Origin of the sequence: Lottiidibacillus patelloidae, from assembly GCF_002262935.1 — a bacterium.
In the GTDB taxonomy this organism is placed as follows: Bacteria; Bacillota; Bacilli; order Bacillales; family SA5d-4; genus Lottiidibacillus; species Lottiidibacillus patelloidae.
The window spans coordinates 293,950-314,675 of the sequence record NZ_NPIA01000003.1 but is presented as its reverse complement, the minus strand read 5'-3'; the positions used below and the strand labels follow the sequence as shown (position 1 = coordinate 314,675).

The following is a 20,726-nucleotide window of genomic DNA, read 5'->3' as shown; positions in this document are numbered from 1 at the left end:
GATTTTATCATAAAAGAGTAGATAAGTAGTTAACAACAAGATGGAAATTGTAATTTCTTATAGAAATTTGTCGGAAAAACTAATACAATATAATAGTATCATTAATAGGTATATTTTTCCTAGAAGAGAGTGAAGTTAAATGTTCTTCCGTACACTTTATAGTAAACTACTGTTTATAATACTATTTATTTCAATCTGCTCACTAGGAGTTTTAGGTTTTATTTCGTATGATGATCAAAAAGAGATTCTAGCAAATCAAATAGATCGAAATCTTCATTTTGCTTCTGAGAGTGTTTCGGGTGAAATTAATGAGTTCATATATGAGAGATTAGCCGATATTGATTTATTACGAAGGAACACGGTTATTACAAATTTCCATGGCAACTCTGAAGAGGTTAAAAAGGAGTTTTATTCGTTTATCGAATCACACGATAAATATTTTTATGGCTCAATTTTATTAAATAAAAAAGGAATTGTTATTGCAGATATGGGAGACGGAATGCTTGGGGCAAACTTAAGCACACGTTCTTGGGTTGATAAAGCAAATGAAAATGGCATTTATTTCTCAGATATATATTTATCACCTGTTATTAATCGTCCACTTGTAGTATTGGCAGCACGTGTGGAAAAAAGTGATGGCGTTCATTTAGGCACTGTTTCAACTTCGATAGATTTAGATGCATTTTGGGACTTAATCGACCGTTTTAGTAAACAAAGTAGTAATGCTAACAGTCATGACCTTGCCTTTTTAATGAATGGCAAAGGAGAAATTATTGCCCACCCTGAACGTTCTTATATCTTTAATGTTAATTTCTTTAATTATTATGGTGTTGAGAAAGAGAAGTTGAAAGACGCCTTACAAAATAAGGAAATATTGCTAAGTGAAGACGAAAGTTATTCGTTTAGCGTTTCAAAAATCCAGCATGTTAATGGTTTTAATAATGATTGGTATGTAGTTATTTCATCACCAACAAATAAAATGTACGAGCCGTTGCGACAGTTGTTAGTTAAGTATTTGTTTATTTTCATTATTGTGTTACTTACTAGTATAATTCTTTCTATTTGGTTAACTAAATATTTAACAAAACCAATTTATGAACTAGTCGAAAGAGTATCGATTTTTGGTGAGGGTAAAACCCCTCAAAATAAAATCAATAATACATATAAAGAAGTTATTCAATTAAATGCATCATTTGATTTAATGATGGAACAAATTATCAATAGAGAGCACGAGTATCGTAAGGCCGCAACTATTTTAGAAACTACTAACTACGGTGTTATATCGATAAGCAGCACAAATAAAAAAATCACAACATTTAACAGTTACTGTGAAGACTTATTTTCAATATCAAAAGATCAAGTAGTAGGGAAGTCTATTGAAAACATTAAGAGCATCAATATAGAAATATTTCGTTTTATTAGTGTAATTGATTTTGATTCATTTAATAGTAATGAAATAAAACATAAAAAAATAGAATTTAGTTTAGATCTTGATAGTAAACTTTATACTTTTAGTGGTACGATCTCCAGTATTCCTTTTAGTAAAGAAGACCTTAGTAATAATGATTTATTAGTCATGTTTACGGATATAACCGAACAAAAAATACTTGAAAAAGAAATTTTCCATTCTGAAAAGTTAAATGCAATTGGACAGATGGCCGCAGGCATTGCTCATGAAATTCGAAATCCATTAACTACAATTAAAGGTTTTTTAGAACTTGAAAATGATAACAACTCATCTGCAGGAGTGTATAAACCTTTACTAATTAATGAGATAGAAAGAATAAATTCAATATTAAATAGCATGTTATCTATTTCGAAACCTAAAGTGTCCAATAAAGTTGTAAAGACCAATATTAATCAACTTTTAGATGAAACAATATTATTATTTGTGAATGTGTTAAAAAATAAAGATATTACGGTCATTAAAAAGTTCTCAAAAATCCCTGAATTTTATGTGAATGATGACTACTTAAGGCAAGTATTTTTTAATATGTTCCAAAATGCGAACGAAGCTATGGAATCAGGTGGATCTTTAACAATAAAAACTAGTTTTGAAGATGATCAATTTTGTATTTCCATTTCAGATACTGGAATCGGTATGGAGCAACACGTAGTTAACCAATTAGCAACTCCTTTTTTCACGACAAAAGAGCAAGGGAATGGATTGGGGTTAATGATTTCCTACCGCATTATTCAAGATTTAGGTGGAGAAATAAAAGTTCAAAGTGAAAAAAATAAAGGGACCACATTTAATATCTATATCCCTACAAAAGCAGATAACTGAAGTTAAGTTATCTGCTTTTTATATCAACTCATTGAATATCTTAGGTGAAAGTAAATTTGTTACGCAATCATAACGGTCTTCAGATCCGTTATAACAAAAAATATCCTCTATTAAAACTTGATCATCATTAGTACTTACAATAATTTTAAAACGATCGTTATAAGAATGTGCATTATTATTTTCTACCTCTATTAAAAAAGTGGATTGGCTGCCTTGAATATCTAATAGTTCTTTATGAATTACCTTCATATTAAACTCCTTTTTAGAACTATTATTACCGAAGTAGTAAAATCTTAAACATGTAATTAGTTTCCCGGGAAAGCGCAAACTACGAGGGTTTTCGACGGTTTCCTAACTATTCGCATGATAGTTTGACAGATTTTGTATAATCTAGTATCTTGTAAAAAGAGATGAAGGCAAAGTTTAAGATAGGAGGACGATTGGTGGAGAAATCCTTTTACCATTTCTTAATGAAATATAGAGGCGATAGCAATATTGACATTGCCAAAATAGCTAATGAAGTTTATCTTGCACATGACTTCCCTAAACAATCTAATAATTATGATGAAATTAGCACATACCTTGAATTACATTCATCTTCAATTCATTCCCTAACATTATTTGATGATTTATGGGAAATTTATTTGTTAGATGAGTTAAAAGTGTTATAACCTACCTGCGGATATGGTAGGTTTTTTATATTCATTCATAAGTTACTCTCTTTTGTAGTATTAAATAGAAAACAGCAAATGGAGATGATGCAATGAATGAAAAGTTGTTATTTAATCAATTACATTTTGCCAGAAGCCTTACTTTAAAAGCAATAAAGACAATACCAACAGATTTATTAGATGAAGTACCAAATGGGTCTACAAACAACTTACGTTGGCAGTTTGGACATATTTTTACTGCTCAAAGTCTTTTAGTAAATCGTTTTGTTGGGATACCGTTACAACTGCAAGATGAATATATATCGTATTTCGCCCCTAAAACTAGCCCTGATAACTGGAAAGAGGTACCGCCAACCATCAAAGAAATAACCATACATTTATCGAAACAGCCATCTGAAATCGAGCAATTATTAACAGGGAAGTTAGAGGAAAAACTAAAAAAGCCGTTCCTAACAGGTACTCATGGAGAATTTACGACTGTTCAAGAAATACTTACCTTTGCAATTTACCATGAAGGTCATCATTTAGGAGCTATAAATGTATTAAAGCGCATACTGGGGATTAACTTATAGGAGTAAGCCTTTTTAAGCAATTGTTCTAAAATATGTTGTTAAGCGAAGGTATTAGATTAAAAAACAATGAAAAAAAGAGATGAGGATTCATTCCTCATCTCTTTTAGCGTCTTACTTCGTTTTCTAATTCAGGAAGCATGCGGACTTCTTTTTCCATTTCACCTTTGCAAAAAGGACAATCAGGCTCTTTATCAAATGAAAAGTTTTCACGAATCCAACCGTTGCAATCCTCTTTTTTGCAAGTCCATACATTTGTTTCTACATCTGGTCCAGGTTCTGGGCCCTTTCTTGAAAATGCCATAAAACCAACCTCCTAATTTGTCGATACTGACGAGTCACTATGTATTAGTATATGTACATATTCTAGATGATATGTATACGCCTAATAGTAATAATCAGTTGCTAGAGCCATTTAATTTTTGGTTCTGTTTTGTTCATTATTCTTTTAATATTAGCACGATGGCGATAAAAAACAAAGATTCCAAGTAATAATACAGCAACTATTAACCAAAGATCCTTAATAAAGATAGAGAAAATTAAAGAATAAATAGCAGTTAACATCGATGATAATGAGACATATTTTGTTAAATATAAAAATAAAAAGAAAGCAATTAGTGAAGTAATAAACAGTAGAGGGTGATATGCTAAAAACACACCTCCAGATGTTGCGACTGCTTTACCACCTTGAAACTTAGCGAATACCGGATAAACATGTCCGATAACTGCAATAACTCCTAGTAAAAGAGAAGGCTCAGGATTAATTGCAAAAATTACTGGTAAGAAAGCAGCTAGTGTACCTTTAAGTAAATCTGCTATAGATACAAGTAGACCAGCTTTTACGCCAAGAGTACGAAAAGTATTCGTTCCACCAAGGTTTCCACTACCATATTCGCGAATATCTTTTCCATAGCCAATCTTTCCAACAATAAGTGCAAAAGGAATTGATCCTAGCAAGTAAGCTGTTATGTATAATAAGTAATCGTAGTACATTGATAATTCCCCTTTGTTCCAGATACTATTGTTTAATTATAGGATACAAAGCCGTTACTATCAAGTTATTATTGTGATTAGGTAATAAAAGTAACTAATAATTGTTTACATACTAAGTAGAACATAGGTAGTATTTCTCTTTGTGTTATTGAATCTCTTTAATATTCTTTTGACGAATTCATATCCGCCATATTATGCTAAATACAATAAACATATCCATTTTCTAAAATACTTGTGATGTTTAAATAATAATTTAGTTTGAAAGGTGATTAATGATGACTATTGAAAATCCTAGCAGAGATGAAATAGGAGAAATTCTCCGAAAAAAGAAAACGATTGCTGTTGTCGGACTTTCAGATGATCCAACTAGAACGTCATACATGGTATCTGAAGCAATGCAAAGAAGTGGATATGAAATTATCCCTGTTAACCCTAAAGCAGAAGTTATTTTAGGTATGAAAGCTTATAACTCCCTATCTGAAATTGATAAACATATAGATATTGTTAATGTATTTAGAAGAAGTGAGTTTGTTTATGATATTACGAAAGAAGCAATAGAAATAGGAGCAGATGTTTTATGGACACAACTTGGTGTCATTGATGAAAAAGCATTCGAATTAGCAAAAGAGCAAGGCATGATAGTAATAATGGACAGATGTATAAAAGTAGAGCATGCTTTAACAAAATAGAGTAAATATCCCCTGTTTTTGAAGATTAGCAGGGGATATTTAATGACAGAAAATTTAAAAAATGGTTGCGGAATTAGGAGAAATAGGTAAAATTGATTTTAGTAATTAATATAAAGACAGTTGATTTGATGGTGACAATTTATAAATCCTCTAGTACACTATGGTTTATAAATGCAGAGAAACGGATGTTTTTGCAACATTGAAGGGAGATTACACAGTGGTTAAGCAAAAAGGAATAGAGTATAACGATGATGCTATTCAGGTTTTAGAAGGGCTTGAAGCCGTTCGAAAGCGTCCTGGAATGTATATCGGTTCTACTGATAGTCGAGGGTTACATCACCTCGTTTTTGAAATTGTTGATAATTCAGTTGATGAAACGTTAGCTGGTTTTGGAAATAAGATAGATGTCGTAATTCATAAAGATAATAGTATTTCAGTTACAGATGAAGGCCGTGGTATGCCAACAGGGATGCACGCATCCGGGAAACCGACTCCTGAAGTAATTTTAACTGTGCTTCATGCTGGTGGTAAATTTGGACAAGGTGGATATAAATCTAGTGGAGGATTACATGGAGTAGGTGCCTCTGTAGTAAATGCACTTTCTGAATGGCTTGAAGTTACTATCAAGCGTGATGGCATGATTTATCGCCAACGCTTTGAGAATGGTGGAAAACCTGCAACTACGTTAGAGAAAATTGGCAAAACTAGAAATTCAGGTACGATGATTCATTTCAAACCTGATGTTACGATGTTTTCTACAACTACATACAATTTTGATATTTTAAGTGAACGTTTACGTGAAGCGGCATTTCTTTTAAAAGGTTTAAAAATTACGCTTACTGACGAACGTGATGGACGAAAAGAAGAGTATCATTATGAAACAGGTGTGGAAGCTTTCGTTGCCTACTTAAACGAAGATAAAGATACATTACATCCTGTCATTTCATTTGAAGGCGAGCAAAATGGAATTGAAGTTGAAATTGCGTTCCAATTTAATGACGGATATTCTGAAAATGTTCTCTCCTTTGTTAATAATGTCCGTACAAAAGATGGCGGGACACATGAATCAGGCGCGAAAACAGCTTTAACGAGAGCTATGAATGAATATGCTCGTAAAGTAGCATTACTTAAAGAAAAAGATAAAAACCTTGAAGGTGCAGATATTCGTGAAGGGTTTACTGCGATAATTTCTACTCGTATTCCTGAAGAAAAATTACAATTTGAAGGACAAACAAAGAGTAAATTGGGTACTAGTGAAGCTCGATCTGCTGTAGACGGTGTCGTGTCAGAACAACTTTCTTATTTCTTTGAAGAGAATCCTGATATATCTTCCATGCTTATAAAAAAAGCAATTAAAGCTGCTCAAGCACGTGAAGCGGCAAGAAAAGCACGTGAAGATGCGAGATCTGGTAAGAAAAACAAAAGAAACAATGCTACGTTAAGCGGGAAACTTACACCTGCTCAATCTAAAAATGCACAAAAAAATGAACTATATCTAGTTGAGGGTGACTCTGCCGGAGGGTCTGCGAAGCAAGGGCGTGATCGTAAATTCCAAGCAGTTTTACCATTACGTGGTAAGGTAATTAATACAGAAAAAGCAAAGTTAGCTGATATCTTTAAAAATGAAGAAATCAATACAATAATTCATGCAATCGGAGCGGGTGTAGGCTCAGACTTCACTGTAGATGACATAAACTATGACAAGATTATTATTATGACCGATGCGGATACAGATGGAGCACATATTCAAGTGTTATTACTAACGTTCTTTTATCGTTATATGCGTCCTCTAATTGAAGCTGGCAAAGTATACATTGCACTTCCTCCGCTTTACAAAGTTAGTAAAGGAAAAGGGAAGAAAGAAGTTATTGAATATGCTTGGAATGAAGATGAATTACAAGGTGCCATTAAAAAAATTGGTCGAGGTTATATTATTCAACGATACAAAGGTCTTGGAGAAATGAACGCGGATCAATTATGGGAAACTACAATGAATCCCGAGACACGAACACTTATTCGTGTTAAGATAGATGATGTGGCACGCGCTGAACGACGAGTTACAACGTTAATGGGTGATAAAGTTGAACCTAGACGTAAATGGATTGAAAGTAATGTAGCTTTTGGAATGAACGAAGATAAAAACATTTTAGAAAATGAAAATTTAACGGTAGTAGAGGAGGATTAAGATGACAGAGCAGCAAGAAGTTTTCCGAGACCTCCCGCTTGAAGATGTCATTGGCGACCGATTTGGTCGATATAGTAAATATATTATTCAAGAACGTGCTTTACCTGATGCAAGGGACGGTTTAAAACCAGTACAGCGACGTATTTTATACGCGATGTACCAAGAAGGGAATACTGCCGAGAAAAATTTCCGAAAATCAGCTAAAACTGTCGGTAATGTTATCGGTAACTATCACCCACATGGTGATACTTCCGTGTACGACGCAATGGTACGAATGAGTCAAGATTGGAAAGTTAGAAATTACTTAATTGAAATGCACGGTAATAACGGAAGTGTTGATGGTGATCCACCAGCAGCTATGCGTTATACAGAGGCACGTCTGTCTAATATTGCTTCAGAATTATTACGTGACATTGAGAAAAATACAGTCGATTTCATACCAAACTTTGATGATACAATCAATGAACCAGTTGTATTACCAGCAATGTACCCTAACCTATTAGTTAATGGATCTACAGGTATCTCAGCTGGTTATGCGACTGATATTCCTCCACATAACTTAGTGGAAGTAATTGATGCTGTCATAATGCAAATGAAAAATGAGGATTGTACAGTCGACGAATTAATGACTGTTCTAAAAGGTCCTGATTTCCCAACTGGAGGGATTCTTCAAGGAGTAGATGGCATTCGTCAAGCTTACGAAACTGGTAAAGGACGAGTTGTGCTTCGCGGTAAAGCAGAGGTTGAAGACCTTCGTGGCGGAAAACAACAAATTGTCATTACTGAGATTCCATACGATGTAAATAAAGCGAACTTAGTAAAGAAAATGGATGAACTTCGTCTTGATAAAAAAGTTGAAGGAATTGCAGAAGTCCGCGATGAAACGGACCGTACTGGGTTACGTATCGTAATTGAGCTTAAAAAAGATGCAAACCCAACTGGTATTTTGAATTATTATTACAAAAATACTGATTTACAAGTATCTTATAGCTTCAATATGGTAGCAATTCACAATAAAACACCTAAATTACTTGGATTAAAGAAGATTTTACAAGCATATATCGATCACCAAAAAGAGGTTATTACTAATCGATCTAACTACGAGTTAAATAAGGCAAAAGAAAGACACCATGTAGTTGAAGGGCTAATGAAAGCGTTATCTATTTTAGATGAAGTAATTGCGACTATCCGTGCTTCAAAAGACAAGCGAAATGCGAAAGATAACTTAATTTCCTTATATTCTTTTACGGAAGAACAAGCAGAAGCTATCGTTTCATTGCAGTTATATCGTTTAACGAATACGGATGTTACGGCACTGCAAGCAGAAATGGATGAGCTAGATAAGAAAATTCTTCAATTAACAGCAATTCTGAATAGTGACACGAAACTTTTAGATGTAATACGTAAAGACTTACAAAAAATTAAGAAAACATATGGTAACAATCGTGTTACTGTTATTCAAGATAAAATTGAAGAGATTAAAGTTCAATTAGAGGTAATGGTCGCATCTGAGGATGTTATTGTAACTGTAACGAAAGATGGTTACGTAAAACGTACTAGTCTTCGTTCGCATTCAGCCTCAAATGGAGCTGAACTTGGTATGAAAGATACCGATGAAGTGCTTGGTTTCTTTGAAATGAATACAACTGACACACTATTATTGTTTACGAACAAAGGAAACTACTTATATATCCCTGTTCATGAGTTGCCTGATATTCGTTGGAAAGACTTAGGTCAACATGTAGCGAATATCATTCAAATTGATCGTGACGAAGAAATCTTAAAAGCTATTCCAGTAAGTGATTTTGAGACGGAAGATTACTTAATTTTCATCACTGAGGCAGGAATGGTTAAGAAAACGGAATTAAAACATTACCAAGCTACTAGATATTCTAAGCCACTAATGGCATTGAAATTGAAAAAAGGCGATAATTTAGTTGATATTTACCGTACAAATGGTAAAAATGATGTATTCCTTGCTACTAGCTATTCTTATGGCTTATGGTTTAGCGAAGATGAAATAAGTATTGTTGGCCAACGTGCTTCTGGTGTTAAAGGAATTAACTTAAAAGCTGGAGATCAAGTAATTTCTGGAACATGTTTTGATCCTGATGAAAAGCAAGAAATGATCGTTGCAACACAACGTGGAGCAGTCAAAAAGATGGCAATTTCGCAATTTAACAAAACTTCACGTGCAAACCGTGGAGAGAAGATGTTAAAAGAACTAAAAACGAACCCACATCGACTTGTAAGTGTTATTTTTGTTAATAACGACGACAGGTTAGTGCTTGTTACTGCAAAAGGGGAGGAAGTTACTGTGGAATCTTCTGACTATAATAAAGTAGATCGCTATAGTAACGGATCTTTTGTAATCGACAGTAAAAATAACAATGAAGTAGTTGCAATGAAAAAAGAAGTTAAAACAGAAATTTAATAACGAATTAAGCCCAGATCCTTGTGATTTGGGTTTTTTTATATTTGGTGTCAATAATATTATTATGTAAACTAAAATGATTTCAAAAATACATTATGCATCTTATGTTTGTAGATTTTTAGCGTTGTTTTTGTGTTGTTTTAGAATTTAAGCACTTGTTTTGTCGAAGCTATTGTAAGGTTAATAGTAAAAACGTAATATTTTTAGAGACCATCAGTACTATATTTTCTTCCTTATTTTTTAAACTTATTTATGTGCTGAATAAGGTTAATTTTATTTGTAAAGGGGATAGTTTATTGCAAAAGAAAATTTTTAAGTTAGTTACAGCATTAATATTACTCATGTCTGTATTTTCGGCTACTACCTATGCTAAAGGAAAGCCAGGTTCAGGAACAACTGGAGGAACTCTTGTTGCTTTAGGCGACTCAATCACTTTTGGCTATCTGTTAGATGGTACAGAGCAAAGAGACAATGCTCATGGCGAGGCTTTTCCAAGTTTAATGGCTAGTAACCTAAATCTAGATTTAATAAACGAAGGGATCGTTGGCCTGAGATCTGATGAATTGTTAGCGCTTATTCTTTCGGATAGCGAATATCAAGTAAAAATTAGTAATGCAAAATATATTTCTTTATACATTGGTGCTAATGATATAATGCAAGATTATTATTTTACTAACTCAAAGACGTTGGATGAAGCATTTGCTGACATGAAAGCAAATCATCATTTAATTGTTATGAAAATAAGGGAACTTACTAAAGCAAAGATAGTAATTTATAACTTTTACAATCCATTTCATCGTACAACAGATTGGTTAAATTATCATACTTTTGAATTGATATTACCTGGATATAATGCAGAGCTTGTACAACAAGGCAGCAACTATACTAATGTAGTTTATGCCGATGCCCATAGTGCATTTTCTGGGTGGGGTCATGACACATATTTAATATCTACTGAAACACATCCAAATGATATACATCCGTCATTAAAGGGTCATAATAAGCTTGCTGAAATTGGTGTTCAAGCATTAAGTGAACGAAAAAAAGGAAGAAAATAATGAATTGAACAAGGCAATTAGTGAGCGTTCAGCGCGTTTACTAATTGTTTTGTTTTTTTATGATATCTCATTATCTTAAGTTTACCTTGATTATGAGATATAAAATCGATTTTTTTAATTGCTTCCGATAATATATATTATGTCAACTAAACAAAAACCTAATCAGATCAATAAGTAACCCTCTTACTTCTTATAATAAACTGCATAAGGAACTACTACCTCTCCAAGTTTCTTATAATCGTTAGTCCGTCCAGATAACTGAATTGGCAACACTAAATTAGACAATTTTCTTAAGGTGTTCAAGTTTATATTCAAATGGGCTTAAGTAGCCCAGTGTTCCATGGATTCTATGGTTGTTAAACCAATGTACATAATCATTTAATTTTACTGTTAACTGTTCTAAACTAGTGAAGTGACGCTTTCTAACAAACTCAGTTTTAATTATTTAAATGTTGCTTCAGCTACGGCATTGTCGTAGCTGAAGCAACATATCATACTTAGTGAACGTTTGATTCCAAATGCATCAAGTGCCCCATCCATCAATTTGTTCTTAAATTCACTTCCTCGATCTGTGTTAAAGTATTGAATTTTACGAAGGTCTCTTTGAATAGAAGCGAATGCTCGATAAACTAATGCTGCACCTTTGTTTGGACCAACGCTATAACCGATAAGCTCTCTATTAAAAAGGTCCACAAATACACATACATATTGCCATTTATTATTGACTCTTACATATATTAAGTCGCTAACTACAACTGATAACTCTACTTCCTGGTTGAACCTACGGTTCATTCATTTTTGACTTGTAACTCATTACAAGATGTTTTTTGTGGTTGAAATTAAACTACTGTGTAATTTGAAACTAAGCAATTTTCTTTCATTATTTGTGAATTGAACTAGTAGGTCAAACAATTTTAACAATAAGTTTTCAAACTTCTACACTTCAGACCAGTAAAAACGATGATATTTCAGACCAGCTTGAGTTGATAAAAAGACTCTAATCGAGAAAAGATTATAAGATGCCTACCTATTAGACCTATTTATATAAATAGAAAGTCCCTCAAAATGGATTATTTGAGGGAACAGGTAAGTGATTATATATTATTTTCTCACTAGAGAAACTACACACTCCACATGTGTTTTGATAGAAAAATGATACTAATACGCAAAAATCAGGCTCTTACTTGTGCAGTAGGCCACCATTATATTTAGGTAAAGCTCTGCGCAAATCACAGAGCTTTTCAATAAAAGCTTATTTCTTTTAAATTATTATGGTTTCAATCAAAAGTGTGTGCATAAATTCTTTCATGAGTAGAGGTATGTAATTTTTCATTGCCAATATAAATAGTAAAAGGGATTCCTCTTTGGACCGCCGGAAAGCTAATATAATGTTGACCTTTGTTAGAAACCGTAATTGCATCATAAGTTTCATTATTTTGAACAATCTTCATATCTTTGATATTAACTGCCTTTGAAAAATTTAATGTAGTAGTTATAGAATCTAATTCTATTGATTTAATAGTATATTTTTTATTTTTATACTTAAAATCGAAATTTATCTGATCCTTTGAAATATTCGGCATATCCACTTGAAATTCGAAATCTATATCTTTATTTATATTCAGTAAATTGTTAAAGGATACATTGAAAACAGAATTCTCTGACAAAACAAAATCTGTTCCGTAGTTGCTTTCATCTAATAATAACGCGCCTTCTAAAGTGCCGCCTTCAATTACATTTGAAGCTAAAGTCACATCAACAATATCGTATTTTTTACCATCAATAGAAATACTGCATTTATTTGATATTTCTTCATTTTTGTAATCCGAAGGGATTTTTCCGCCCTTACTTGTTAGCGTATAAGAGATAATGATTCGCTTAATGCCTAAGTATACATTATTCAATTCTAAAGAAAAGTCTGCATTTAATTGCTTATTAATATTTAAAGATGTATAATTACCATTCCTATCTGCAAGTTTTATGCCATCATCATAACCTTTGAAAGAAATGGAAGACATAGCTGGCCGGTTTAGCACAAATGCACTTGCAATAAAAACAGAAGAAAGTACAATCAAAGAAATTATCGCAATCGAAATACCGATCTTTACTTTCTTATTCTTAGTCAAATAAAACACCTCATTCCATACTGATTCAACTATACTATAGTATACGCGTAACAACAAAATATACAATGTGGAGTTCGTAATGAATACGGCTCAAGCATGAATTTATATTTTAACAATAACTCTATATATCAAAAACCTGTATATAATTCTTTTGAATGGCTTTGCACCATTTCATTACATCCCTTATGTGAAATTACTTTCTTCTATTGATGAGATTCTATTATTTTGAGCATACCAAATAGCACTAAGTCGCTTATCACTAAGCCAGTCTACCCTCCTAATGGTATAAATTAGCTTTTTATTTGTCCAGTATTAGTGATTCTAAGAATCCTTCATCTGCTTCTGCTTTAAATCTTTTCATTTAACAAATCGCTATTTCAACTGATAATTGCTCCAATAAGGATCATAGGTAACAGTGGTTCCAAACCAAGATGATTCAAGTGTTTTGTTAGTAATAAGCCAATTTTGTCCATCAACCATATACTTCATCTTATTATAGAAGAGAACAGAATTCCTGGTTGATGAAGCTTCTGAGAAAGTTACACTTGTGTGCTCAGAATGATTTCTTGTATAGGGATTATTCCCATTAAAATCCATATGGAAAGTCGTCCCGTTATAAGATGATTCTGTGTATTTATTTGTGTAATATTCGATTTGAGTGGTCGCAAGTGATTTTGAATAGCTTGCACCTACAGTAACAGAGGCTGAACCTGTCTTACCTTCAATTCCGCCAGTAGCATCTATGCCCCATCCGTAAGTTAAAGTTTCCTCTTTAGGCGTATTTGTAGGTGCATAACTTTTCACGCTTGCATGTGGACTATATACTTCTGACCAAAACCAAGCATCTTCAACAAAGAATGGACGATCTGTGGTACTTGTATTATTCGGTATTACTTCTGTTAGTGATACATTAGCCCAAACGCGTTTCCCTCCTGATAATTTTTCTGATAATAGGTATGTCCATTTACTATGCATTCTAAAGGAAACATGCGAATAGTGATTTGGTAAATAACCTTCTAAAGTATAAGAAAATATTGATTTATGCCGAAGCCAATTTCCATGAAATCTTACACCTAAAGCACTTGAATCAGTATATCCAGCTGCTCTGACAGTCATAAAAAGGCTATTCTTCTGCTCTTGTTTTCTCAAAGCATTCTTATAACTTTCCACATCTTCTAAATAATTAATATTGTTTCTGTTTGACCATGCATGCTCCAAAACAGAACGGTCAATAAGCATTTGGTCACCATTATAATATATTTCTACAACATTAAAGTAGGTAAAATCATCTTTGCTTTTTGAAACATAAAAATAACTTTTCTTTTTCTCATCTGAATAATCATTGTTTTTGATTTCATTCTTTGATTCCATTTCCTTTTCAACATATAAATTATCAACGCTCTTAAATATATTTTTACTAATTTGATTCATTGTTTGTATATCTGCGCATTATCAGATGATTTAAAATTAAACATATTAGAAAAAGTAGACTAGGGATAACCGTAGCCTACTATTAACGAACCGAAATATATATAAAGTCTACTAGATGAAAGTTAATATAATTACAGCAGCCTCTTCTACTTGAGTCCGGCCTAAATCACTAGCTACTAATTATATTTTCCTCTATTTTTTTCAATTTATAAAAGTATCCTTTCTTCTCCATTAACGCTTCATAGTTTCCTACCTCTACGATTTTCCCTTGATCCATGACGACAATTTGATCCATCTTTTCAAGTCCTGCTAGTTGGTGACTTACTAAAATAACTGTGTCATTTGTTGCTCGTCGATAGAGTTCGTTATATATACGATTTGCAGTCCAGCTATCTAGTGAAGAAGTCGGCTCGTCTAGTAACCAGATGTTACCTTTCTTTACTATTGCGCGAGCCATAGCAAGTCGCTGTTTTTCGCCACCAGATAAGTTCTCGCCATTCTCAAACACTTCAGTTGATGGGGTAAATTGTGATAATTGGACATCAAATAGTAATTGCTTTATCTCTTCATCGGTCATAAAATCTGCTTCAAGTAATAAATTATCTCTTATCGTACCGGCAAAAAAGTGGTTTTCTTGTAACACGACTTTCGCTTGCTTCCATAATTGTTCTTGGTCTAGATCTTTCAGATTAATATCTTCATATTTTATTGTCCCTTTAGTCACATCATGTAACTGCAAAAGCAAGTTTAATACAGTAGATTTACCTGAGCCACTTGGACCAACAATAGCTGTTTTCGATCCTGAAGGAAAATGTAAGTTGATATCTTTAATTACTTCCCTGCTCTCCCCTGGAAAAGAAAAACTAACATGTTCTAACGTAATAGAAGGTGGATTTTTAAAATTGCCTTCCCCCCTCTGCTTCTTAGATTTTATTTTAGGGGAGTCAATGACAGATTCTAGACGAATTGCTGCACGCTCACTTTCTTCATAGTATATTGGCAATGTAGCCATCGGTGTGGAATGGTCGAACAATGTAAGGCTAATCATAACGACCATCGCGAAAAATAGACCATCTAACTGGCCACTTGCAACTAAATATCCACTAACAGCAACAACTGTCCAGAAAATAAGAAATGAAACAGCTAGATTTATAGAGTGATTTATATTAGATCTTTTTCCTAAGTTCTCTTGTTGTTCAATATAAGCGTCAGATGCACTAATTAATTGTTGTTCTTTTTCTAATAGTTGCCTGTGAATTTTTAGATCACGATAGCCTTTAAACCATTCTGTCGTTTCAGTAGAAAAATTTGCTCTAGTGTTTAGTATTTCTCCACTTAATTTTCTTTGTTTGATTGCAAACCATGCTGGAATAAGAAAACCTGTTAACATTAATCCTATAATTAAAATAATGACAATCTCCACCGTATAAAAAGAGACAAACATAATCGTGCCTATAAAAACTGTCACCATAATAATCGGCGGATATAACACACGTAGAAAAAAGTTTTGTAAACTCTCGACATCTCCTACGATTCGAGAAAGTAAATCTCCACTACGATACCTTTGAATGTCAGGTAACGGCATCTTTTCTAGTTTTTCAAAGAAGTGAACGCGAAGGTCAGAAAGCATCGTAAATGTTGCTCGATGGGAATAGTAGCGCTCTCCATAGCGACTTGTTGCCCGAAGGAGTGATCCTAATTTTACAACTGCCACCATTCCAATAAGAATGTATAAAGGTGGAGTAAGAGCAGCTTGTGAGATTAAATATCCGTTTGCAGCAAATAAACCTACTGCTGTAAGTCCTGCAATAGAGCCAAAGATTATGGACAACAATACATCTCTTTTTTCCTTTAACATAATAGAAACGATTCGGATTAATTCTTTCAAGCCTACTCCTCCCCTTCTCTAGAAAATAACTTACTGTAAGCAGGAATGTCTTTACATAACTGCTCATGAGTTCCTTCAGCTAGAAGTGTTCCTTCATCAATAACTAAAATGTGGTTAGCGTTTTTAATTGTTTGCAGTCTATGGGCCACTGTTATAACAGCGGATGATTTACTCAATTCTTTAATAGAATGTTGTAGTACTTGTTCTGTAACTAAATCGAGGCCAGATGTTGGTTCATCAAATAAAATAACAGACGGATTCTTTAAAAAAGCGCGAGCTAAAGCAATCCGTTGTTTTTCTCCACCAGACAGCCCTCTCCCACTTTCGCCAATAATCGTTTTATAACCTCGCGGAAATGACTGAATCAAGTCATGAATATTAGCTTTTTTTGCGGCCGCTTCAATATCTTCTAAACTGTCATCCAGTCCAAGTGCTATATTTTCTGCAATTGTACCGGCAAACAGGTAAGGGTGCTGGGTAATATAACTAACGTTTTCAAACCATTGCGTCTCGCTGTAATCATTAAGGCTACGTTCATTTAAGAGTATTTCACCTTCACTTCGTTTTATCAGTCCAGCAATTACGTGAAGAAGTGTTGTTTTTCCAGAGCCACTTTTACCTACAATTGCTACCTGACCAGTTGTTGGAAGTACTGTATTAATATTTTTTAAGGAAAATTGACCATTAGGATAAACAAAGCCTACATTTTTCAACTGTATTTTAACTGGACCTTCTAGTATTGCCTTTCCCCAATCCATTTTTTGCTTATCTATTCTTAGTTCTTCCTCTAATCTTTCAGCCGCTCCAGTACTACTCCGACCTGCATGGAAGGCACTGCCTAACTCCTTAAGCAAATGGTAAAACTCAGGAACTAGCAAAAGAATGAAAAAGGCAGTGAAAAAACTCACTTGTTGGAAAACGACTAGCCGTAAACCTAATTCTAATGCGACTAATCCGATACTTAACATCGAAATGAATTCGAGCATTAACGATGATGTAAAGGCGATCTTTAATATATTCATCGTTGTATCACGAAAACCAATGCTGCTTTTCTTAATTGCATCACGGTAAGTACGAGATTGACCATAAAGTTTTAAACTAACCAACCCGGAAAGCGTACCAAGAAATTTTCCAGAAAAAGCATTTAAACTAGCGAGTTTTTCCTGTGATTTTTTCGCTGTGGCTTTCCCAATGATCATCATAAAAAATGGGATAAAAGGTGCTGTAAATAGAATAATTAAGCCAGAATACATATGTTGTGTAAACACGACGATAAGAATCATTAGAGCCACTATTGTTGAAATCATTTTTTGTGGCACGTATTTGCTATAGAAACTATCTAGCTCATCAACTGTATCGAGCATGACACTGACCTTACTTCCAGTTTGCTCTTTGTATGAGGCTAAAATGGACTGATCAGCATAGGAGTGTAAAAGCTTCTTGCGATAGTCAGCCTTTACAACTGCTGCCATTTTCACGCCAATTTGTCCTGTGCCATAATGTATTGCTGCTCTTAATAAAAGAACCACTAATAATCCTATCAGTAATGGTACTACTTCCTTGAATTCATGCTTACTCAAGAATAAGTCATCAACGATCGTAACAGTTAAGTAAGCTTGGGTAATTACGACAACTCCTAAGGCAATGACTAATGCAGTCAGCGCATAATATCGTCCCTTCTGCTTACTTGCCAACTGTTGAAGTGTTTTCATCAATTACTCCTCCATTTTCGTACTTTTCGTAACGAACATAAAAGAAAAAAATACTGCCATTACGACGATAAGAAGTGGCGCATAAAATAGTAAAAATTCGTGCATCGTTCATTCCTCCTTAACCTTTTTTGTTTTGAATGTAAGGCTTATTCATAATGAACAGTTTAAAAACAAGGTATAACGACGGAATTAGTAACAAAAGACCTAGAATGAACACGATAACTAATGCTTTGGCCATCGTTTCATTAGTAAATCCGTCATAAATAGTTAAATACGGATACAATAAATACGGGTATCGTGACACGCCATATGCATAAAAGGCTAAAGCAAACTGTAATACAACAAAGACAAATGACCAGCCATAACGCCCTCTTTTTAATAACAAAAGACTTATAATAAAGCAGACAAGCGAGAGTGCAAATAGCCACCATAATGATAATAAACCTTCATAATGCGCGATGTTGTGCCATTTCATTTCAATAATGATTCCAAAAGCAGTGATGATCGTTGGAAAACTCCATATCCATGTGTATTTTTTAAATAACTTTAGTGCCTCCTTATCCTCGGCAACCGCTGAATAATATGCCAGAAAGCTAGCAGAGATAAATAACACACTAACTAAACTTAGTAACACAATCGACCATGAAAATGGGCTCGTAAATAACGTCAAGTAATCTAATTCAATTTTCCCCGAAGGTAGTTCTTTAATATAGCCACCTTGAGAGACGATTAGTGCAGTAGTCAAAGAGGCTGGGATTAGCACTCCTGTTACTCCATACATAAGTGTGTAACCTTTGTGCCCTTTTGAACCATACGTGCTAAAGGCATAATAACTACCTCGTAAAGCTAGTAAAATAATCGAGATACTTATTGGAATAAGTAGAACCGTACCGAAATAATAAGCCGTTTTCGGAAAGAAACCGATCATTCCGACAAAGAAGAATACGAGAAAGACATTTGTAATCTCCCATACCGGAGACAAGTATCGTTGAATAACGGAATTTACAATATGATGTTTATTTGTGACAATCGTAGATGCATTGAAAAAACCTGCGCCAAAGTCAATCGAAGCAACAATGACATAACCGAAAAGAAATAACCATAACACTGATATTCCAAGTATTTCTATCGTCATCCGATGTCACTCCCATTCCCATTTAATTTCTCCAACTCTTTTTCCATTGGATTTCTTTTAAACATACGTGTTAATACAACTGCTGTTCCGACCATTAGAATAAAGTATACGAAAGCAAAAACAATAAACATTAACCAGACATAGTCTGAATCAGTTGCGCCTTCTGCAGTTGTCATAAATCCTCGCATAATCCAAGGCTGACGACCCATTTCTGTAAACCACCATCCAGCTTGAATCGCTAGCATCGCAAGTGGACCTGATGCTACAAGGAAGAAGCGGAATAGTTTTAATTTAATAAATGACCAATTTCGATTTACTCCTATTAAATAGATCATCGACAAAAGCGTTAATCCAATTCCGATTGAAACCATGATGTCAAAGAAGTAATGGATAATATATGGTGGATGTTCATCTCTTGGAATGTCATTTAATCCTGTCACTTCTCCAGATAAATTACTATGAACTAAGAAGCTAAGCGCATAAGGAATCTTAATTGCATACTTTACTTCATTGTTATCAGTTAATACTCCGAAAAGTAAGATTGGTGCTTCCCCTTCTGTTTCAAAATGCCATTCAGCAGCAGCTAGTTTTTCTGGTTGATATTCTGCTAGAAACTTTCCTGATAAGTCACCAATTAGTGCTGTAGCAATACAGAAAAGAAAACCGACTTTCATTGTCAAAGCAAGCGCTTTTCGGTGGTACTCATGACGATTTCCTCTTATTAAGTGAAAGGCTGCAATTGATGCCAAGAGAAATGCAGCAGTCATATAGGCTGAACTCAGGACATGTGCTACCTTTGTTGGCATTGCAGGGTTAAACATCGCTAGTATTGGTTGAATATTAATTAACTCGCCATTTAACAATGAAAAACCTTGTGGTGTATTCATAAATGCATTTACAGACGTAATAAATAAAGCAGACATTGCTCCTCCGAGCAACACTGGTATAAGTAAATAGAAATGATGTTTAGGGTTTTTAAAGCGATCCCATGTATATAAATAAATTCCTAGAAATATAGCTTCAAAGAAAAAGGCAAACGTCTCCATAAATAGCGGAAGTGCAACAAGCTGTCCTGCAAATTCCATGAAACGGGGCCATAATAGCGCTAGCTGCAGTGCAATGGCAGTACCAGTTACTACTCCAACTGCGACACTTATGACATAACCACGTGCCCAGCGTTTTGCCATTAAAAGATAGTGTTGATCATTATTCTTTAATCCGAGCCAATGTGCCAACATGATAAATAATGGAACACCGACTCCAACTGTTGCAAAAATCACATGTACTGACAGTGTTAACATCGTTAAATAGCGGCTAAATTCTACAGAATCCATTTATGATCGCCTCCGATACTTTCATTCATTCTTATAGTTACAGTATAATCTTTGCATAACAGTGAAAGTCGCCACAAATCAAACAGTTCTGTTACAGAAAAGTGTACATTTCGTGAACTAAACATACTTTATGATCCTTAGTAACCTTGGATATATATTTGAACGTAAAAAAATTAGATAAATTATTGTTGATTTTAGGTGGGTTATAAAGGCT

The 20,726-nt window shown here is 34.0% G+C and carries 17 protein-coding genes and 1 pseudogene; 7 read left to right on the top strand and 11 right to left on the bottom strand.

Going from position 1 to position 20,726, the window contains the following annotated elements; translation table 11 throughout:
* The first annotated feature begins 139 nt into the window (after window positions 1-139).
* Window positions 140-2,287, top strand: a complete 2,148-nt coding sequence (locus tag CIB95_RS08090) for a sensor histidine kinase (RefSeq protein WP_094924046.1) — start codon at window positions 140-142, stop codon at window positions 2,285-2,287.
* A gap of 18 nt (window positions 2,288-2,305) precedes the next feature.
* On the opposite strand, the gene CIB95_RS08085 is transcribed toward CIB95_RS08090, so the two are convergent.
* Entirely contained in the window at window positions 2,306-2,536 is a 231-nt protein-coding gene (locus tag CIB95_RS08085; protein WP_094924044.1) for a hypothetical protein, read from the bottom strand.
* Window positions 2,537-2,697: 161 nt separating this feature from the next.
* On the opposite strand from CIB95_RS08085, the gene CIB95_RS08080 reads away from it, so the two are divergent.
* Both CIB95_RS08080 and CIB95_RS08075 read left to right on the top strand, forming a co-directional pair.
* Window positions 2,698-2,958, top strand: coding sequence for a YozE family protein (locus CIB95_RS08080; protein ID WP_233143976.1), 261 nt, complete (start codon window positions 2,698-2,700; stop codon window positions 2,956-2,958).
* A 92-nt stretch (window positions 2,959-3,050) separates the two neighbouring features.
* Window positions 3,051-3,530: a DinB family protein gene (locus CIB95_RS08075; protein ID WP_094924040.1), complete on the top strand. Its 480-nt coding sequence runs from the start codon at window positions 3,051-3,053 to the stop codon at window positions 3,528-3,530.
* A gap of 103 nt (window positions 3,531-3,633) precedes the next feature.
* On the opposite strand, the gene CIB95_RS08070 is transcribed toward CIB95_RS08075, so the two are convergent.
* Both CIB95_RS08070 and plsY read right to left on the bottom strand, forming a co-directional pair.
* Window positions 3,634-3,831: a cold-shock protein gene (locus tag CIB95_RS08070; protein ID WP_094924038.1), complete on the bottom strand. Its 198-nt coding sequence runs from the start codon at window positions 3,829-3,831 to the stop codon at window positions 3,634-3,636.
* A 101-nt stretch (window positions 3,832-3,932) separates the two neighbouring features.
* Entirely contained in the window at window positions 3,933-4,520 is a 588-nt protein-coding gene (gene plsY, locus CIB95_RS08065) for a glycerol-3-phosphate 1-O-acyltransferase PlsY (RefSeq protein ID WP_094924036.1), read from the bottom strand.
* 275 nt (window positions 4,521-4,795) lie between these two features.
* Here plsY and CIB95_RS08060 point away from each other — a divergent pair, with 275 nt between their 5' ends.
* From CIB95_RS08060 to CIB95_RS08045, 4 genes are all read left to right on the top strand, one after another.
* Complete coding sequence (locus CIB95_RS08060; protein ID WP_094924034.1) at window positions 4,796-5,209, top strand: CoA-binding protein; 414 nt, start codon at window positions 4,796-4,798, stop codon at window positions 5,207-5,209.
* 217 nt (window positions 5,210-5,426) lie between these two features.
* Window positions 5,427-7,394, top strand: coding sequence for a DNA topoisomerase IV subunit B (parE, locus tag CIB95_RS08055; protein WP_233143975.1), 1,968 nt, complete (start codon window positions 5,427-5,429; stop codon window positions 7,392-7,394).
* A 1-nt stretch (window position 7,395) separates the two neighbouring features.
* Window positions 7,396-9,828, top strand: a complete 2,433-nt coding sequence (gene parC / locus CIB95_RS08050; RefSeq protein WP_094924030.1) for a DNA topoisomerase IV subunit A — start codon at window positions 7,396-7,398, stop codon at window positions 9,826-9,828.
* Window positions 9,829-10,124: 296 nt separating this feature from the next.
* Window positions 10,125-10,886, top strand: coding sequence for an SGNH/GDSL hydrolase family protein (locus CIB95_RS08045; RefSeq protein WP_094924028.1), 762 nt, complete (start codon window positions 10,125-10,127; stop codon window positions 10,884-10,886).
* A 277-nt stretch (window positions 10,887-11,163) separates the two neighbouring features.
* Here the strand turns inward: CIB95_RS08045 and CIB95_RS16425 are convergent.
* From CIB95_RS16425 to CIB95_RS08005, 8 genes and pseudogenes are all read right to left on the bottom strand, one after another.
* A pseudogene (locus CIB95_RS16425) lies at window positions 11,164-11,773 on the bottom strand (IS3 family transposase); the annotation flags it as partial.
* Between the two features lie 390 nt (window positions 11,774-12,163).
* Entirely contained in the window at window positions 12,164-13,012 is an 849-nt protein-coding gene (locus CIB95_RS08030; protein WP_094924024.1) for a DUF4179 domain-containing protein, read from the bottom strand.
* Between the two features lie 372 nt (window positions 13,013-13,384).
* On the bottom strand, window positions 13,385-14,443 hold the full coding sequence (locus tag CIB95_RS08025) for a hypothetical protein (RefSeq protein WP_094924022.1): 1,059 nt from the start codon (window positions 14,441-14,443) through the stop codon (window positions 13,385-13,387).
* Between the two features lie 169 nt (window positions 14,444-14,612).
* Complete coding sequence (cydC, locus tag CIB95_RS08020; protein WP_094924020.1) at window positions 14,613-16,331, bottom strand: thiol reductant ABC exporter subunit CydC; 1,719 nt, start codon at window positions 16,329-16,331, stop codon at window positions 14,613-14,615.
* A 2-nt stretch (window positions 16,332-16,333) separates the two neighbouring features.
* Window positions 16,334-18,043 (bottom strand): thiol reductant ABC exporter subunit CydD, encoded by a 1,710-nt coding sequence (gene cydD, locus CIB95_RS08015; RefSeq protein WP_094924018.1) that lies wholly within the window; start codon window positions 18,041-18,043, stop codon window positions 16,334-16,336.
* 3 nt (window positions 18,044-18,046) lie between these two features.
* Complete coding sequence (gene cydS / locus CIB95_RS16595) at window positions 18,047-18,148, bottom strand: cytochrome bd oxidase small subunit CydS (RefSeq protein ID WP_408607202.1); 102 nt, start codon at window positions 18,146-18,148, stop codon at window positions 18,047-18,049.
* 13 nt (window positions 18,149-18,161) lie between these two features.
* On the bottom strand, window positions 18,162-19,178 hold the full coding sequence (locus CIB95_RS08010; RefSeq protein WP_094924016.1) for a cytochrome d ubiquinol oxidase subunit II: 1,017 nt from the start codon (window positions 19,176-19,178) through the stop codon (window positions 18,162-18,164).
* Complete coding sequence (locus tag CIB95_RS08005; RefSeq protein WP_094924015.1) at window positions 19,175-20,512, bottom strand: cytochrome ubiquinol oxidase subunit I; 1,338 nt, start codon at window positions 20,510-20,512, stop codon at window positions 19,175-19,177. The genes CIB95_RS08010 and CIB95_RS08005 overlap by 4 nt, the downstream gene beginning before the upstream one ends.
* Window positions 20,513-20,726 lie beyond the last annotated feature (214 nt).

Excerpts from the sequence above, each read along its gene's own strand:
- CIB95_RS08090 (WP_094924046.1), top strand. The coding sequence starts at position 140 with ATGTTCTTCCGTACACTTTATAGTAAACTACTGTTTATAATACTATTT.
- CIB95_RS08085 (WP_094924044.1), bottom strand. The coding sequence starts at position 2,536 with ATGAAGGTAATTCATAAAGAACTATTAGATATTCAAGGCAGCCAATCC.
- CIB95_RS08080 (WP_233143976.1), top strand. The coding sequence starts at position 2,698 with ATGAAGGCAAAGTTTAAGATAGGAGGACGATTGGTGGAGAAATCCTTT.
- CIB95_RS08075 (WP_094924040.1), top strand. The coding sequence starts at position 3,051 with ATGAATGAAAAGTTGTTATTTAATCAATTACATTTTGCCAGAAGCCTT.
- CIB95_RS08070 (WP_094924038.1), bottom strand. The coding sequence starts at position 3,831 with ATGGCATTTTCAAGAAAGGGCCCAGAACCTGGACCAGATGTAGAAACA.
- plsY (WP_094924036.1), bottom strand. The coding sequence starts at position 4,520 with ATGTACTACGATTACTTATTATACATAACAGCTTACTTGCTAGGATCA.
- CIB95_RS08060 (WP_094924034.1), top strand. The coding sequence starts at position 4,796 with ATGACTATTGAAAATCCTAGCAGAGATGAAATAGGAGAAATTCTCCGA.
- parC (WP_094924030.1), top strand. The coding sequence starts at position 7,396 with ATGACAGAGCAGCAAGAAGTTTTCCGAGACCTCCCGCTTGAAGATGTC.
- CIB95_RS08025 (WP_094924022.1), bottom strand. The coding sequence starts at position 14,443 with ATGAATCAAATTAGTAAAAATATATTTAAGAGCGTTGATAATTTATAT.
- cydD (WP_094924018.1), bottom strand. The coding sequence starts at position 18,043 with ATGAAAACACTTCAACAGTTGGCAAGTAAGCAGAAGGGACGATATTAT.
- cydS (WP_408607202.1), bottom strand. The coding sequence starts at position 18,148 with ATGCACGAATTTTTACTATTTTATGCGCCACTTCTTATCGTCGTAATG.
- CIB95_RS08010 (WP_094924016.1), bottom strand. The coding sequence starts at position 19,178 with ATGACGATAGAAATACTTGGAATATCAGTGTTATGGTTATTTCTTTTC.
- CIB95_RS08005 (WP_094924015.1), bottom strand. The coding sequence starts at position 20,512 with ATGGATTCTGTAGAATTTAGCCGCTATTTAACGATGTTAACACTGTCA.